The following is a 16,173-nucleotide window of genomic DNA, read 5'->3' as shown; positions in this document are numbered from 1 at the left end:
GCTTACCCCACTCTTACTGCTAGTTCCGGGCTCGACTGCTCCATCTTAAGCAGATCGGCGACGGCGATATTTTTAGGTTTCACCAACACAAAACAGTCCAGCCAGTTATCGAACTCCTCCAGGATAGCGCTGGCATGTTCGCTGCCGGTTTCGGCCACATGCTCCTGGATCAAGCCCTTCAGGTGTTGCTGTTGGATAGGGGACTCCAGCTTCTGGGTATCGACCAGCTCGGTATTGACCCTGCGGTTGAAGCGGCCGAATTGGTCGAACACATAGGCGAAGCCGCCCGTCATGCCGGCGCCGAAGTTGACGCCCGTCTTGCCCAACACCACTACTATGCCGCCCGTCATGTACTCGCAGGCGTTATCGCCCGTGCCTTCGACCACGGCGATGGCCCCAGAGTTGCGCACTGCGAAGCGCTCGCCCGCCTGACCGGCGGCGAACAGCTTGCCGCCGGTGGCGCCATACAGACAGGTATTGCCGACGATGGCGCTGCGCTCACTCTGGAATGGGCTGCCCAGCGGCGGGTTGATGACCAGCTTGCCGCCGGACATGCCCTTGCCGACATAGTCGTTGGCGTCACCGCAGAGCCTGAGCTCGAGTCCAGGGCTATTCCACACGCCGAAGCTTTGGCCGGCGCTGCCGCTGAAGTTAAGCTTCAGGGCTTGCTTCGTGCCTTTGACGCCGAGCTTGGTGGCTATGTAGCCCGACAGTGCGGCGCCGACCGAGCGGTCGGTGTTGTTGATGGCATAGGCGGCCTCTAAGGTTTCGCCCAGATCCACCGCCTGCCGGCATTCGTTGAGCAAGTGTTGGTTCAACAAGCCCTGATCCGCCGGTGGATTGGTTTCCTGCCAGGTGAGCGCCGAGCTTGCCGGCAGCTTGGGCCGATAGAGGATAGGCGACAGATCCAGCCCCTGTTGCTTGCTGGTTTGGCCTTCGAGGACATGGAGCCACTCGCTGTGACCGACCAAGTCTTCGAAGCGCGCCACGCCGAGTTTCGCCATCCATTCGCGCACTTCCTCGGCGACGAATTCGAAGTAAGTCATCACCCGCTCGGGCAAGCCATGGTAGTGGTTATCCCTCAGATTTTTATCCTGGGTCGCGACTCCTGTGGCACAGTTGTTGAGGTGGCAGATGCGCAGGTACTTACAGCCGAGCGCTATCATGGGCACAGTGCCGAAGCCGAAGCTCTCGGCGCCGAGCAGCGCCGCCTTGATGACGTCCGTGCCGGTTTTCAGGCCGCCGTCGACCTGCAGGCGTATCTTATGCCGCAGGCCGTTTTCCACCAGCGACTGGTGGACTTCGGCCAGCCCCAATTCCCAGGGGCTGCCGGCATACTTGACCGAGGTGATGGGGCTGGCCCCAGTGCCACCGTCGTAACCTGAGATAGTGATCATGTCGGCGTAGGCCTTGGCGACGCCGGTGGCTATGGTGCCAACACCTGGCTCGGACACCAGCTTCACCGAGACCAGCGCCTTGGGGTTGATCTGCTTGAGATCGAAGATCAGCTGCGCCAGGTCTTCGATGGAATAGATGTCATGGTGTGGCGGCGGCGAGATCAGTGTCACCCCAGGTCTGGCATGGCGCAGGCCGGCGATCTCGACACTCACCTTGTGACCCGGCAGTTGTCCGCCTTCGCCCGGTTTGGCGCCCTGGGCGACCTTGATCTGCAGCACTTCGGCGTTGACCAGATAATGGGCCGTGACCCCGAAGCGTGCCGAGGCTATCTGTTTGATGGCCGAGTTGCGCTCGGTGTTGAAGCGGCGGGCATCCTCGCCGCCTTCACCCGAGTTGGAGCGCCCGCCGAGACGGTTCATGGCGATGGCCAACGCCTCATGGGCCTCTGGGCTGAGGGCGCCGATACTCATGGCGGCGCTGTCGAAACGCGGGTAAAGGGTGCCGGCGGCTTCGACGGTTTCCAGGGCGATGGGCGCCTGGTCGCCCCGGATGCCGATGAGATCCCTCAGGGTCGCGACCGGGCGCTGATCTACCAGTTGGGCAAATTGTTTGTAGGCACCATAGTCCTTGTCTTTGAGCGAGGCCTGCAGGCTGTTGACCACATCCGGGTTGAAGCTATGGTATTCGCCGCCCTCGACATACTTGAGCAGTCCGCCCTGGGGCAGGGGCACATGGGGCCTGAAGGCCGCCTTATGCAGCAGCTGCTGATCATCGGCAATACCCTGGAAACTGACCCCTTCGATGCGGCTGATGACCCCCTTGAAGCAGAGGCTGATGACATCGCTCGCCAGGCCTATGGCTTCAAACTGCTGGCTGCAGCGGTAGGAGCCGACCGTGCTGATGCCCATCTTGGACATGATCTTGCGCAGACCCTTTTCTATGCCGTAACGGAAGTTGAGCATCAGGGCCGTGGTGTCACTCGTGTTGGCGTTGTCGCCCCCGCCGTGGCGTTTGGCGAGATCCGAGATGGACTCATAGACCAGATAGGGATAGATGGCGGTGGCGCCGAAGCCCAGCAGCACGGCGAAGTGGTGCGGATCCCGCGCCGATGCCGTCTCCACTATGATGTTGGTGTCGCAGCGCAGGCTCTTGTCCACCAGCATCTGTTGCACCGCGCCCACGGCCATGGCGGCCGGGATGACCTGTGCCGACTTGGCGATGGCGCGATCCGAGAGGATCAGCAGGGTAGTGCCGGAGCGGGCCAGGCGCTCGGCCTCGTCCGTGATGCGGCGAATGGCATGCTCCAGGCCTTCGCTGGGATCATAGTTGAGATCCACCTTGTTGGCGCGATAGTAAGTGCTGTCCAGGCCCAGCAATTGATTGAAATCGCTGAATAACAATATGGGGGAGTCGAACATCACCCGATAGGCGTTACCCGTGGTCTCGTTGAACAGGTTCTGCTCCCGACCGATACAGGTGGTGAGCGACATCACGTGTTTCTCGCGCAGCGGATCTATCGGCGGGTTGGTTACCTGGGCAAATTTCTGTCGGAAATAGTCATACAGGGAACGGGATTGCCTCGACAGCACCGCCATGGGAGTATCGTCACCCATGGAGCCTGTGGCTTCCTCGCCTTGCTTGGCCAGCACCCAGATCACTTGTTCCAGTTCCTCACGGCTATAGCCGAACAGTTTCTGGTAGCTCAGCAGCGTCTGCGGGCTGAACTCGCTGGCGCCATGTTGCTCCGAAGCCAGCTGCTCGGCGGGGACCAGGGTGCGGCTATTTTTCGCCATCCACTCCTTGTAGGGGTGACGGCGCTTGAGATCATTGTCTATCTCGAAGGATTGATACAGACGACCGTTGAGGGTGTCGAGCACCAGCAGCTCGCCGGGACCGACGCGGCCCTTCTCTATCACCTCATCGGCGGCATAGTCCCAGATGCCCACTTCCGAGGCCAGGGTCAGTATCCTGTCTTTGGTGATCACATAACGCGAGGGCCGCAGGCCATTACGGTCGACGGCGCAGGCGGCATGGCGGCCATTGGTCATGACTATGCCCGCCGGACCGTCCCAGGGCTCCATGTGCATGGAGTTGAAGTCGTAGAAGGCCTTGAGCTCATCATCCATCTCGGGGTTGCTTTGCCATGCCGGCGGGATCAACAGGCGCATGGCACGGTACAGATCCATGCCGCCACTGAGCAGCATCTCCAGCATGTTGTCCAGCGACGAGGAGTCTGACCCCGTTTCATTGACGAAGGGCGCCGCCTGCTGCAAATCCGGCAACAGGGGCGAGTTGAACTTGTAGGCCCGGGCCCTGGCCCATTGGCGGTTGCCCGTGATGGTGTTGATCTCACCATTGTGCGCCAGGAAGCGGAAAGGCTGTGCCAGCGGCCACTTGGGCGAAGTGTTGGTGGAGAAGCGCTGGTGGAACAGGCAGATGGCGCTCTTGAGGCGGATATCGGCCAGATCCGGGTAGAAGGCCGGCAGATCGACCGGCATCATCAGGCCCTTGTAGACTATGACCTGGCCCGAGAGGCTGGCGACATAGAAGTCGCTGTCGTCGACTATCTGCTGCTCCAAGCGGCGACGGGCCATATAGAGGCGCCGCTCGAGATCTTTCTCGCGCCAGCCTATGGGAGAGTTGATCAGCACCTGCACTATCTGCGGCAGGCTGGCCTTGCCTATTTCACCCAACACCTCGGGATTGACCGGCACCTTGCGCCAGCCGGCGATGCTGAGGGTTTCCCGCTCCAACTCGCGTTCCAGCAGGTGCTTGGCCAGTTGGGCCTTGTCTTCGTCCTGGCTGAGGAATAGCATGCCGACGGCAAATTTGCGGCTCAGGTGCCAATCGTTTTCGGCGGCAACCGCTTCGAAAAACTGGGTGGGCATTTGCATCAACAGGCCGCAACCATCTCCCGTGCGGCCGTCGGCGGCAATACCACCTCTATGCTTCATGCGATCCAGACCATGGATGGCTGTGCGCACTATCCTGTGGCTGGCTTCGCCATCCATCTGTGCTATCAGTCCAAAACCACAGTTGTCCCGCTCAAAACTGGGATGATATAAGCTCATACAGAAACCTCCCTAAACCTCGGCTAAATACAACTCGGGAGAAATGTAACAGACATTCTATATAGATATGCACCCGAACCACCCAAATTAGCCTGGGGTTCAGCAAAGGTCAAACCATAAATTTGCTTATACTCATGGCGTTTCAGCAGATTTTTTGCAGTAAATACAGTTGATTTACGTTAACGTAAACTGTGAAATCACTTGTATAACATTATGAATAAAAAGAATTTTAAAATATGAGAGACTTTTGCTTTACGATTTGGCAACATTTGCTGCTTATGCTTTTAAATTTACGGATAGTGATTTTCGTCACAGATACTGAAGAATAGTTAAAAAATTACCCTTTCTGCTTAATTATTCATTTTTTTTGTGCGATAGTAGCGCACCGGACTGCCCGGGATCATGGCTGTCGCTCACAGCGGGTGCCAACGGCAAGCACAGGTTAAATCTGGCGCTATCTGGACTCTGTTGCCGCTATTAAGTTGCACCTGACATTTTAGTGGGTATTATGGGGTGAATCGGTATTAAGCATTTGACTGTCTTTATAGAGGTGCCTTCATGGCCACAATGGAATTAGAAGCAATCCTGGATCTGAATACCCTGGATCAATATTGTAGTGCGATAGGTGCAGGTACCTTATTGAAAAGTGTGGTTTTATTTGAGCAATTGATGCCCGAGTATGTCGCCAACCTCCAAAAAGCCTATGATAGCGGCGATAAGGAGACCCTGTGCGGCGAAGCCCATAAGTTCAAGGGGGCGGCGGGCTCGGTTGGATTGAAACGCATCCAGCAGTATGCCCAGTTGTTGCAACATGGCGAGGAAGCCGAATGGGAAGCGGGTCATGCGAATTGGCTCAATGTGATAGTCGAACATGCCTTCGATGATTTGCAACAGTTGAAGCAATTTCTGCAAGCCAAAGCCTGATGGATTAATTTGGCGTCAACTTTGGCGCTCGGCAGTGACTATATAAGGTTTTGTCGGCGCCAGTTCTATCCTGTCCCTGCCCAAGTTTTTGGCTTGGTACAGTGCCTTGTCTGCACTGTTCAAGAGCTTGTCTGTGTCTGTGTCGGCAGAGTGCACCATTGAGGCTATGCCCTGGCTGACCGTGACGTGAATTTCCCCCTGATTGGTCAGTATGGGTCTGCTCTTGACGCTCTTGCGAATGAGCTCGGCAACATGGGCGGCGCCCTGCAGTTCTGTGTTCGGCAGGAGCACGGCAAACTCTTCTCCACCGTAACGACAGATTGAATCTGCCGGCCGCTTGAGTACGGCGTAAAACCGCTTGGCGACGGCTTGCAACACTTCATCTCCCGTCTGATGACCGTATTTATCGTTCACTTTCTTGAAAAAATCTATGTCTATGATGATCAGGCTGAGGGCCTGTTGTTCCCGCAGGCTCTGGGTCAGCTCACGATGGTATTTTTCGTTGAAAAATTGCCTGTTCTTCAAGCCTGTGAGGAAGTCTATGGCATTTTTCTCCAGCAGGAGTTTGTAATTTATCTGCAGTTCGGCCAGCTGTTGCACTAAGGTTTCGTACCTTAATCTATTATTGCTGAGGGCTTCTGCCGGACTCATATTGTCCTGACTCAGGCGTGCTTGCCTCTGGGGGGCCGAGTTGAGCATGGTCAGTATCAGCGCCAGCAGGTTGAGTGCCAGCAGGGGCAAGTACAGATACAAACGTTCGGTGACCAGCGTCAGTTGGTACTGAGTCACAGTCATGCTGGCCAGGCATAAGCAGATCCCTATGAGGGGCAAATAATGGGGCTGGAAGTGCTGTTTCATCCCGTGCAGCAGCAAGCCGGTCAGGCTCACTATGCTGAATAACAGGATGAACAGCATGGCGTCATACCAGGTTGAGTTCACGAAGAATAACGAGGTTATGGCTAATGCCAGACAGGCACAGAGGAGTAGCCTGACGCTGAGCAGCGCTCGCTCCGACAGTGTCTTGGCCAGATGGGGTTCGGCCTGGTTGAAGAGCAGCACAAGTGAAAAGGCCAGCAGAGGCAGCGGCAGGTTGATAAAGAAAGACAAGTGTTTATCCGCCACCCAGATGTTGTTGATTAAAAAGGTGATATTCAACGCCTGTAAGAGTAGTAAATCGCCGCACCTGCCCCCCTGCAGCAGACATAGGGTCAGATGCATGAGGCAGAGACCACTCAGGGCCCCGATCAGCAAGTAACCGCAGGCGGATGCCATGTCCTGCCAGTCTTGCCACCAAGCCGCAGACCAGAGTTGGGTCGGGCTGTTATCATGCTGGACCAAGAGTTGTTTGGTTTCATTGGGCCCCAGGGTCAGCAGATAGACATGGGTTGCCATGGGCCAGATGAAGGTTTTACCCGCGAGCGGGATCAGCTTGTCTCCCGAGCGTACCAACAGGGGGGCTACCTGGCGGGCATCGGCTTGGGTCAGATACCAGAGGCCGGTTTTCTGTTGGGTATTGGTGATGGTAAGGCTTTGCCAGGGACCCGAGTGGAATTGGGCTTCTGTGGTCTGGCTATCCAGATACAGACTCAATGCATGGGCGTTGCCAACGTTCAGGGGGCTGTATAGCGAGGCCAGGGGTAAGAGACGATTTCCCTCGGAAAGATTCACTTTGCCATAGGCGAATGGCAGCAGCAGGAGTAAGCATAGTCCAGCGACAACCCCCTTCATTCCTCTATATCCCATTTGGAAACGACCCAAAAAGTATAGATGCCCCCCCTGTATTGGCAAGCCATGTGAGGCGAACGGCAGGCGTTATTTAGCGCTGCTGGCAGTCATCCCTGACTGTGATAGAGTAGTTTCAACTATTGAATTAATTAAACACATGGTAATCGATTAAATGAAAAACTTGCCCAGTCTGAAAAATCTCTATTATCTGGTTAATCTGCATCAAGAGCAGAATTTTAATCGGGCGGCCAAAGTGAGTTTCGTCAGCCAATCGACCCTGTCGAGCGGCATTCAAAACCTGGAAGAGCAACTCGGACATCAATTGATAGAGAGAGATCATAAGTCTTTCATCTTTACCGCCATAGGCGAAGAGGTGGTGCTGCGTGCCAGGAAGATCCTCACCGAGGTCGACGACCTGGTCGAGTTGGTGAAGAACCAGGGCGACCCCATGACGGGCGACATACGCCTGGGGTGCATACCCACGATAGCCCCCTTCCTGCTGAGCCGGGTCATGCGCCAGTGTCAGCAGGCTTATCCCGGCTTGAGTCTGCTGCTGAAGGAAGACACCACGGAGCGGCTGTTGGAGGCCCTGGGTAAGGGAGAACTGGATTTGCTCATTCTGGCTTTGCCCGTAGATACCGGCGGGTATCACAGCATGAAGGTGGGTATAGATCCTTTTAAGATGGTGATGCATAAGGATTTGTTGGGAGATGTGCATGAGCCGCTGGATTACCAGTCCCTGCCGGACGAGAGCATCTTCCTGTTACAGGGAGAGCATTGCATCACAGGCCATGCCATCAGTGCTTGTGAGCTGGGGGACAGCAATAAGATCAATCCCTTCGCCGCCACCAGTCTGCATACCTTGGTGCAGATGGTGAACAGCAAGCTGGGCACCACCTTTCTGCCGCAAATGGCGATAGACGCGGGTATCCTGAATGACACGGACCTGGTGGTTATGACGCCGCCGGGGAAAGCCCCCTACCGCGACATAGGCCTGGTATGGCGGCAGACGACCAGCCGCATCCTGACCTTCCGTACCTTGGGGCTGGAGATCCAAACCCTGCTCCAAGGCTAATTGGCCGAGGCCAGCTTGGGGGAAACGGCAAACACCTCGATGGAATGTTGCTTGCCTTTGAGTTTAATGGGGCCCAGGTGAGTGCGCTTATACTGGGATTCCTGGTTGTCCAGGCGTCCGGACAGGGCGCCTGAGATCAGCATCCGCTGGCCGAGAGGATTGCACTGATCTTGCAAGCGGGTGAGGGTGTTGAGCACGTCGCTGAAGAAGCTGATCTCTTGTTTATGCACGCCGACGACGGCCGCCACCACCTGACCGCAATGGGCCGCAGCCTTGAATTCAGGCACGAAGCCGTAGTGTTTCTCGAAATAGTGCCTATGCCAATGCAGTTGCTGGCTGAACTCGAAATAAATGTTCATGCACCTGTCATGCACTATTCCCGTCTCCAATGGCCAGTGGATCAGCACTGCATCTCCCATATAACGGTAAATCTCGGCGTCATTGTTGGTCACTGTGTCCGACAAGAGGTTGAAGCTGTCCTGGATGAGGCGGCTGAAGCGATAATCACCCAGCGCCTCGGCGTGTGAGGTGGATGCGACCATATCGAGGAAGAGGAAGAGTCTCTGCTCATACCTGGGCTTATGGTATTTCCCCAGCCCGATATTGAGCAGTATCCTGGGGCCCATGAGTAAGGCCATCTGCTCTATGAAGGCCAGGCCGAGGCGCACCACCACGAGGTAAATCAGCAGGGCCTGAAACGAGGGGCTATAGAGTATCTGTGCCGTTAACATCTGCCTCAGGGGAACCATGTGGTGTTCTATCGCCCACATGTTGAGGTATTGGATCATATAGGCGAGTGTGATTGCTCCCAGGAGCAAGAATAGTCCCTTGAAGGTGACCGAGAAAATATAGGGCAGGCGATTGATGATGCGAAAATCCGTGATGAGATTGGACATCCAGTGCAGGCTGCCAAAAATGACCCCCATGTAGACGGCCAAGGTCGCCAGATCTGCGTTGCCTCTGGCCCATTGTGGCAATTCCGGGGTTTGGGCATAGCGAAAAAACACAAACGCGCCCATGGCCGCAGCCCATGCCATTATTGCAAAGAGTAATTTTTTCGCCTGTCGACGGGCTTTCACTGTGGTTAAGGTATCCGGATATGCTGTATTTCAGGATGGGCTAGTTTATAGAAAACACCCCCGCTAGGGCCAGGACTATTAGTCACTCAATCTTGTCCAGCCCTTTTTAAGGCGTTTTCAAGCCTTTTTGGGCCAACAGTCCGGCAGGTGCCAGCTAGCCGAAGTGCCGGGCCAGTATCTGGGCGGTGAATTGGGTCTTCAAATAGAAGCCCCTGGGATTGGTGAGTTTGATGCTGCCGTCCTCGGCTATGCTCTGGGTCAGGGCCTGGCTGTTGGCCGCCTTGGGCCTAAGTTGCAGTACTTCTCCATGGCGGGCACTGATTTGTTCCACCTTTCCCAGGCTGATGAGTTCCATTATTTCTTCCCAGTCCTGGCGCAACAAGGCTTGTTCTCGAGCGTCGGGTTGCCAGAGTATGGGGGTGCCGACCCGTCTGGCGGCTATCGGCAGCTGCCTGTCGCCTTCGACCGGTACCCACAGGACCCTTTCCAGCTTGTGGCATACCAGACTCTGTTCCCAGCTCAGCCCCTGGATGTTGATTAAGGGTGCGACACAGACATAGGTGGTTTCCAGTGGCCGCCCCGCGCCATCTATGGGGATGGTCTTGAGTTCCACCCCCAGGTGGAGGAAGTCCTGCTGGGGTTTGGAGCCGGCGTTTGCCCCCAGCTCTGTCTCTATCATCTGCCCGACCCAACCTTTGTCACGCTTGAGATCGGCCGGCACCGCTTGTCCGTGGGGCGCGGCAATTTGTGCCAAGGTTAAGCCGGCCATCATATTGGCCCTGGACATCAACTCGGCGAGATCTTGGGGAGGGGATATTTTTTCCATGGCGGGATTTTACCTGAGATCTTCGGCTTATCAATCCCGGTTAAAAAGTGTACGCCAGGGTGTCGCTGAACATTTTTGAAGAAGCCTTGTTATAACTGACTGAATTAAAGCGGAATATCTTGGCATTGTGTCACTTGTGCCGCTTTGGGGAGAAGTTACCCGGGTATTTCCCCAGCTTTTTCAACCTATTTATCCACAGAAATTATGGATAACTTAGCAAGCAGGCGTCCTTAACCGATAAAAAAGCCCGGGTCAACCGGATAAAAGGGCTTTTTAAGCCGGTTTTGAACGAAATTCCAGGGCGTTCTGTGTATAACCCTAATGGATCCGCGAGCGAGTTATTCAATGATATTCGACTGCTTAAAAAGTGTGCTCTAGCCGCGAAATTCTACCTTATTTTATTTTTCATTTGTTCATAACATTGAATTTAAAGGTTTTTTAATTGTTTTTGAATGCGGGTGTTAACCCGGGGGTGAGCCGTTTTTTAGACGTTTCCATAAGTTTAACCGAGTTTCAAACAGAGATATCCACAGAAAATGTGGATATCCCCCCGACCCCCTGGAAACCGCTGTTGATAATTGTGTGTGTTTCTGATTTTTATCCAACGCTGTGGGTGAAATAGAGGTTTGCCGATAGACTGGCTTTGTGAAACAATCGGATCATTAACATTTTTGTGTATTCGGAGTCCATGTGATTGATAGCGACGGCTTTCGCGCAAATGTGGGCATCATAATCTGTAATAGATTCGGCCAGGTTATGTGGGCCAGACGATTCGGCCAGCACTCCTGGCAATTCCCCCAAGGGGGCGTCGACGATGGTGAGTCGGCAGAAGAAGCCATGTACCGGGAACTCTATGAGGAAGTTGGCCTCAGGCCCGAGCATGTGCAGATCCTGACCTCGACCCGTTCCTGGTTGCGTTACAGGTTGCCCAAACGTTTGGTGCGCCAAGAGAGTAAACCTGTCTGTATCGGGCAGAAACAGAAGTGGTTCCTATTACAGCTGAAGAGTCAGGACAGTGCCGTCAATCTCAATTCTTCCGGCCATCCTGAATTTGATGATTGGCGCTGGGTGAGCTATTGGTATCCTGTCAGGCAAGTGGTGTCATTCAAGCGTGACGTCTATCGTAAGGTGATGAAGGAGTTTGCGGCGACGGCATTGGCATTCCAGGTTCAGGAAATGCCGCGAAAGCGGATGCGTCAAAGGGGATAAGTACAGATTTAGAAGGGGATAGCTAAAAGTGTTGAATACCCTCAGGGACATTACCCAAGCGGTGGCCTCGGCCGGCAATCTCGACAGTGCGCTGGAGCTGTTGGTCACCCAGACTAAAACCGCAATGAACACCCAGGTCTGCTCCATCTATATTCTCGAACAGCAGCAGTTGGTGTTGTCCGCGACCGATGGCCTGGAAAAAGGCGCCGTCGGCACGGTCAAAATGCCCTTGTCCGAGGGTTTGGTCGGCTTGGTCGCCGAGCGCGAAGAAGCGGTTAACCTCGCAGATGCCCGTCTTCACCCCAGATTCAAATTATTCCCTGAGGTTGCCGAAGAAGAATACCGCGCCTTCCTTGCCGTACCTATCATCTACCAAAAACAAGTGCTGGGCGTCATAGTAGTGCAGCAGGCCAGCACCCGCCAGTTCAGCGAAGGCGAAGAGGCCTTCCTGATGACCCTGGCAGCCCAGCTGGCCATGGCGGTCAAAGGACATAAGCAGAAAGCCGAAGTCAGGAGTCACGGGCATCAGATCCTGTTTCAGGGCACGTCGGCTTCGAGCGGTATCGCCATCGCCCAGGCATTGGTGATAGGTGGGGAAATTTCCCTGGAACAACCCGAAGTGCCTTGCGAGGATGTGGCGCTTGAAGTCTACAGGTTGTCCCTCGCCATGGGGCGCTGCAAGGAAGCGCTCGCCGCCTTGTCACAACGTTTCGACCGGGAGCAAGATGAGGAAGTGGTTTCCATCTTCACCGCGTTGCAACTGCTGCTCGACGATGCCAGTCTCGGCGGCGAGTACGCCAGGGAGGTTCAGCTGGGTTGGAGCGCCGAGTCTGCGGTCAGCCGGGTATCCCTGCGTTATATCCAGCAGTTTTTGGCGATGGAAGATCCCTATCTCAAGGAACGTGCCAGCGACATACGGGATTTGGGCCAGAAGGTGCTCAGGCAGCTGATAGAGCCGGGGCGCTTGGCACAGGAGCCGGATAAACCCGTGATCTTGGTGACCAGGGAAGCCGACGCCACCCTGCTGGCCGAATTTCCGCGGCAAAAACTCGCAGGCATAGTGACTGAAATGGGTGGGGTCAACTCCCATGCGGCGATACTGGCGCGGGCGCTGGAGGTGCCGGCGATCACGGGCGTCGAGCAGATACTGTCGACCGAGATAGATCAGAAGCTGCTGGTATTGAATGCCAGCCGTGGTCATCTCATGGTGTCGCCTTCTGCCGCGGTGATCGATGAATACCGCAACCTGATCTCGGCCCACCAGGCGTTGCAACGCCAGTACGCCCAAGAGCTGAGCCTGCCGGCCGCTACCTTGGATGGCGAGCGGATCCGTTTATACCTCAATGCCGGTCTCCTGAGCGGCTTGGCGACCGAAATTGCCGAAGGTGCCGATGGTATCGGCTTGTATCGCACCGAAATTCCCTTCATGTTGCAGCAACGTTTTCCCAGCGAGTCCGAGCAGATCAAGGTCTATCGGCAGGTCCTGGCGGCGGCCTCCGGCAGACCTGTGGTGATGCGCACCCTGGACGTTGGCGGCGATAAACCTTTGCCCTATTTCCCCATCAATGAAGACAACCCGTTTCTCGGCTGGCGGGGGATCCGCCTGTCGCTGGATCATCCCGAGTTGTTTTTGGTGCAACTCAGGGCCATGTTGCAGGCGGGGGGCTGTGGTGAGCAATTGAGGATCCTCTTGCCCATGGTCAGCAGTCTGGATGAGATAGATCAGGCGCTGGCGTATCTGGAGCAGGCCTATATGGAGCTTAAGGCCGATGTTGACCAGGATATCACCCGTCCGAAAATCGGCATCATGCTGGAAGTGCCGGCGCTGCTCTATCAGCTCAATGAAGTGGCGCAGCGGGTCGACTTCGTGTCGGTCGGCAGCAACGATCTGACTCAGTATCTGTTGGCCGTCGATCGCAACAATCCCAGGGTGAGTTCATTGTTTGACAGCTACCATCCGGGGATCCTGAGGGCGCTGAAACGGGCCTGGTTCGATTGTGATAAATTCAAGTTGGACGTCAGTGTCTGTGGTGAACTGGCGGGGGAACCCATGGGGGCACTGCTGCTGGTGGCCATGGGGTATGAGCAACTGAGCATGAACCAGGGCAGTCTGGCGCGGATCAACTATCTGCTGCGCAGGGTGTCCAAGACTGAACTGAGGTGCTTGCTCGAACAGGCGCTGAAACTGGCCAATGGCAGCCAGGTGCGCCAATTGGTCGCCGAATACCTAAATGCGCGCAACCTGGGATCTATTCTTAACTAATTGGCGGAATTGATTTAAGCTAGTCGCCAAAATTCGGCAGAGCGAAGGTATTCATTGGACAGTGTGTTGTGGGTGTTTGTTGACTGTTTAGTCCTGGGAGCCCTGGTTGGCTTCTTGGCCGGTCTGCTGGGCATTGGCGGCGGTTTGCTCGTCGTCCCCGCCCTGATCTACCTCTTGCCATCTGTCGGTATCAACGCCGAGCAACTGCCCCACATTGCCATCGCCACCTCCCTGGCGGCCATCATACTGACCTCTTCCTCCTCTGCCAGGGCGCACTACAACAGGGGGAATATTCTCTGGGCGCTGTTTAAACCCATGATGCCCGGCATCATAGTCGGTGCCTTGGCGGCGGCCTTTATCTCGGAGCAGATCCCGGCCCATAGGCTGCAGCAAGGCTTCGCCTTATTCGTGCTGCTGATGTCGGCGCAGATGGCCTTTCCCAGGAAGGCCGAGGCCGGGCGCAGCTTGCCCGGGACTTGGGTGCTGTTTTGGGTGTCTGTCTCGATAGCCTTGCTCGCCGGCATGATGGGGATAGGCGGCGGGGTATTGTTGGTGCCCTTTTTAACTTGGTGTGGCCTGCAGATGCGCCATGCTGTCGGTTTTTCCGCCATGACAGGCCTGCTCATTTCATTGGTCGGCAGCCTGGGCTATGTGCTGGCCGGTGCCGACGTGCCGGGTTTACCCCAGTGGACCTTGGGCTTCATCTATCTGCCGGCCTTGCTGGGGATAGTGTTGACCTCCATGCTGATGGCGCCGGTGGGCGTCAGGGCGGCGAGCCATTGGCCGACACTGGTGCTCAAGCGGATATTTGCAGTCTTGCTCTTTAGTTTGGGTCTTAAGTTGATTCTGACCTGATTTTTACTCTCGTACCTCGTCAGAGGGAATAATGGATTTAGTTATGGCGTTGAATTTTCCGAATATTGATCCCATCATAGTGTCGTTTGGCCCCTTTCATGTTTTTGGCCAGACCTTTGAGCCTGCGCTGCGCTGGTATGGCTTCATGTACTTGGTGGGCTTTATCGCCGCCATGTGGCTGCTCAATCGCAAGGCCGATGACTCCAATGGCATCTGGAGCCGGGAACAGGTCTCGGATCTGCTCTTCTACGGTTTCCTCGGGGTCGTGCTCGGTGGGCGAATAGGTTATGTGCTCTTCTATCATTTCGACTTCTTCCTCGCCGATCCCCTGTACTTGTTCAAGATCACCGAAGGCGGCATGTCTTTCCATGGCGGCCTGATAGGGGTGATCACCGGCATGCTGTACATCACCTGGAAGCAAAAACGCAACTTCTTCGCCGTGGCCGACATGGTGGCACCCGTGGTACCCATAGGTTTGGGAGCCGGCCGCATCGGCAACTTCATCAACGGCGAACTGTGGGGCAGGGTCACGGATGTGCCTTGGGCCATGGTATTCCCCAATGGCGGTCCTTATCCGCGCCATCCATCCCAGTTGTATCAGTTTGCCCTTGAAGGCGTGGCCCTGTTTCTGTTGCTTTACTGGTTCAGTAAGACGCCGCGCAAAACCGGCGCCGTCTCAGGCATGTTCCTGCTGGGCTATGGCATCTTCAGGGTGGTTGTCGAAACCGTGCGCCAGCCCGATGCCCAACTGGGCCTGTATTGGGGGGTTATGACCATGGGGCAAATCTTGTCTGTTCCCATGATCTTGTGTGGTTTGTATTTGCTTATGCGTAAACAGGGTAAGGCGTCATGAAACAATATTTAGCGTTAATGCAGCACATCTTGGCCGAGGGCACTGAGAAGACGGATCGCACAGGTACAGGGACACGTTCGGTATTCGGCTATCAGATGCGTTTCGATCTCAATCAGGGCTTTCCCCTGGTGACGACCAAGAAATGCCATCTGCGTTCCATAGTGCATGAGTTGCTCTGGTTCCTGAAGGGGGACACCAATATCGCCTACCTGAAGGACAACAAGGTCAGCATCTGGGACGAGTGGGCCGATGAGCATGGCGATCTTGGGCCTGTGTACGGCGCCCAGTGGCGCAGCTGGCCGACTCAGGGGGGCGAGTCTATAGATCAGATAAGCCAGGTCATAGAGCAGATCAAGCAGCAGCCGGATTCGCGCCGTCTGATAGTCTCGGCCTGGAATGTGGGTGAGCTCGACAAGATGGCGTTGGCGCCTTGCCATGCCTTCTTTCAGTTCTACGTCGCCGACGGCAAGCTGTCCTGCCAGTTGTATCAACGCAGCTGTGATGTGTTTCTCGGTTTGCCATTCAATATCGCCAGCTATGCCTTGCTGACCATGATGGTCGCTCAGCAGTGCGATCTCCAGCTGGGCGACTTCGTCTGGACCGGTGGTGACACGCATCTCTATTCCAACCATATGGAGCAGACCGAGCTGCAGCTCAGCCGTCAGCCTTACGACTTGCCGCAGATGAAGATCCTGCGCAAACCCGAGTCTATCTTCGATTATCGCTTCGAGGATTTCGAGCTCACAGGCTATCAATCCCATCCCCATATCAAGGCGCCTGTCGCCATCTAACTCTGGTGTTCTTTGTGACTGTTAGCCCAATACCTCGGAATAATCGAGGTATTGGGCAGAAACATACGATTATCTTAGTAGAATAGATTCGGTTACACTCGAAG

11 protein-coding genes are annotated in these 16,173 nt (G+C 55.5%); 7 read left to right on the top strand and 4 right to left on the bottom strand.

Annotated elements, in window-relative coordinates:
• Positions 1–2: 2 nt before the first annotated feature.
• The gene (gene gltB, locus LZP73_RS03825; protein WP_234233122.1) at positions 3–4,469 is read right to left on the bottom strand and encodes a glutamate synthase large subunit; all 4,467 of its coding nucleotides are present in this window, start codon (positions 4,467–4,469) and stop codon (positions 3–5) included.
• Positions 4,470–5,027: 558 nt separating this feature from the next.
• Between gltB and LZP73_RS03820 the strand changes: the two genes are divergently transcribed.
• Positions 5,028–5,393 (top strand): Hpt domain-containing protein, encoded by a 366-nt coding sequence (locus tag LZP73_RS03820; protein ID WP_169563491.1) that lies wholly within the window; start codon positions 5,028–5,030, stop codon positions 5,391–5,393.
• Positions 5,394–5,408: 15 nt separating this feature from the next.
• Here the strand turns inward: LZP73_RS03820 and LZP73_RS03815 are convergent, their stop codons facing one another.
• Positions 5,409–7,121 (bottom strand): GGDEF domain-containing protein, encoded by a 1,713-nt coding sequence (locus tag LZP73_RS03815; protein ID WP_234233121.1) that lies wholly within the window; start codon positions 7,119–7,121, stop codon positions 5,409–5,411.
• A 169-nt stretch (positions 7,122–7,290) separates the two neighbouring features.
• On the opposite strand from LZP73_RS03815, the gene oxyR reads away from it, so the two are divergent.
• Positions 7,291–8,193 (top strand): hydrogen peroxide-inducible genes transcriptional activator OxyR, encoded by a 903-nt coding sequence (gene oxyR / locus LZP73_RS03810; protein WP_169563489.1) that lies wholly within the window; start codon positions 7,291–7,293, stop codon positions 8,191–8,193.
• On the opposite strand, the gene LZP73_RS03805 is transcribed toward oxyR, so the two are convergent.
• Together LZP73_RS03805 and mutH are read right to left on the bottom strand one after the other, a co-directional pair.
• Positions 8,190–9,272 (bottom strand): adenylate/guanylate cyclase domain-containing protein, encoded by a 1,083-nt coding sequence (locus LZP73_RS03805; RefSeq protein ID WP_234233120.1) that lies wholly within the window; start codon positions 9,270–9,272, stop codon positions 8,190–8,192. The genes oxyR and LZP73_RS03805 overlap by 4 nt on opposite strands.
• A 154-nt stretch (positions 9,273–9,426) precedes the next feature.
• Positions 9,427–10,098: a DNA mismatch repair endonuclease MutH gene (mutH, locus tag LZP73_RS03800; protein WP_234233119.1), complete on the bottom strand. Its 672-nt coding sequence runs from the start codon at positions 10,096–10,098 to the stop codon at positions 9,427–9,429.
• A gap of 690 nt (positions 10,099–10,788) precedes the next feature.
• Here mutH and rppH point away from each other — a divergent pair.
• From rppH to thyA, 5 genes are read left to right on the top strand one after another with little or no spacing between them, the layout of a single operon-like run.
• Positions 10,789–11,307, top strand: coding sequence for an RNA pyrophosphohydrolase (rppH, locus tag LZP73_RS03795; RefSeq protein ID WP_169563486.1), 519 nt, complete (start codon positions 10,789–10,791; stop codon positions 11,305–11,307).
• Positions 11,308–11,335: 28 nt separating this feature from the next.
• The gene (ptsP, locus tag LZP73_RS03790) at positions 11,336–13,570 is read left to right on the top strand and encodes a phosphoenolpyruvate--protein phosphotransferase (RefSeq protein ID WP_234233118.1); all 2,235 of its coding nucleotides are present in this window, start codon (positions 11,336–11,338) and stop codon (positions 13,568–13,570) included.
• A gap of 54 nt (positions 13,571–13,624) precedes the next feature.
• Entirely contained in the window at positions 13,625–14,425 is an 801-nt protein-coding gene (locus LZP73_RS03785; RefSeq protein ID WP_234233117.1) for a sulfite exporter TauE/SafE family protein, read from the top strand.
• Between the two features lie 43 nt (positions 14,426–14,468).
• Positions 14,469–15,278 (top strand): prolipoprotein diacylglyceryl transferase, encoded by an 810-nt coding sequence (gene lgt / locus LZP73_RS03780; protein WP_234233116.1) that lies wholly within the window; start codon positions 14,469–14,471, stop codon positions 15,276–15,278.
• Entirely contained in the window at positions 15,275–16,069 is a 795-nt protein-coding gene (thyA, locus tag LZP73_RS03775) for a thymidylate synthase (protein ID WP_234233115.1), read from the top strand. Before lgt ends, thyA begins: the two co-directional genes overlap by 4 nt.
• The last annotated feature ends 104 nt before the right edge of the window (positions 16,070–16,173 follow it).

The sequence above is a fragment of the Shewanella sp. AS16 genome, assembly GCF_021412365.1.
Classification (GTDB): Bacteria; Pseudomonadota; Gammaproteobacteria; order Enterobacterales; family Shewanellaceae; genus Shewanella; species Shewanella salipaludis.
The sequence above is the reverse complement of the archived record's forward strand: the minus strand, read 5'-3'. Positions and strand labels throughout refer to the sequence as shown.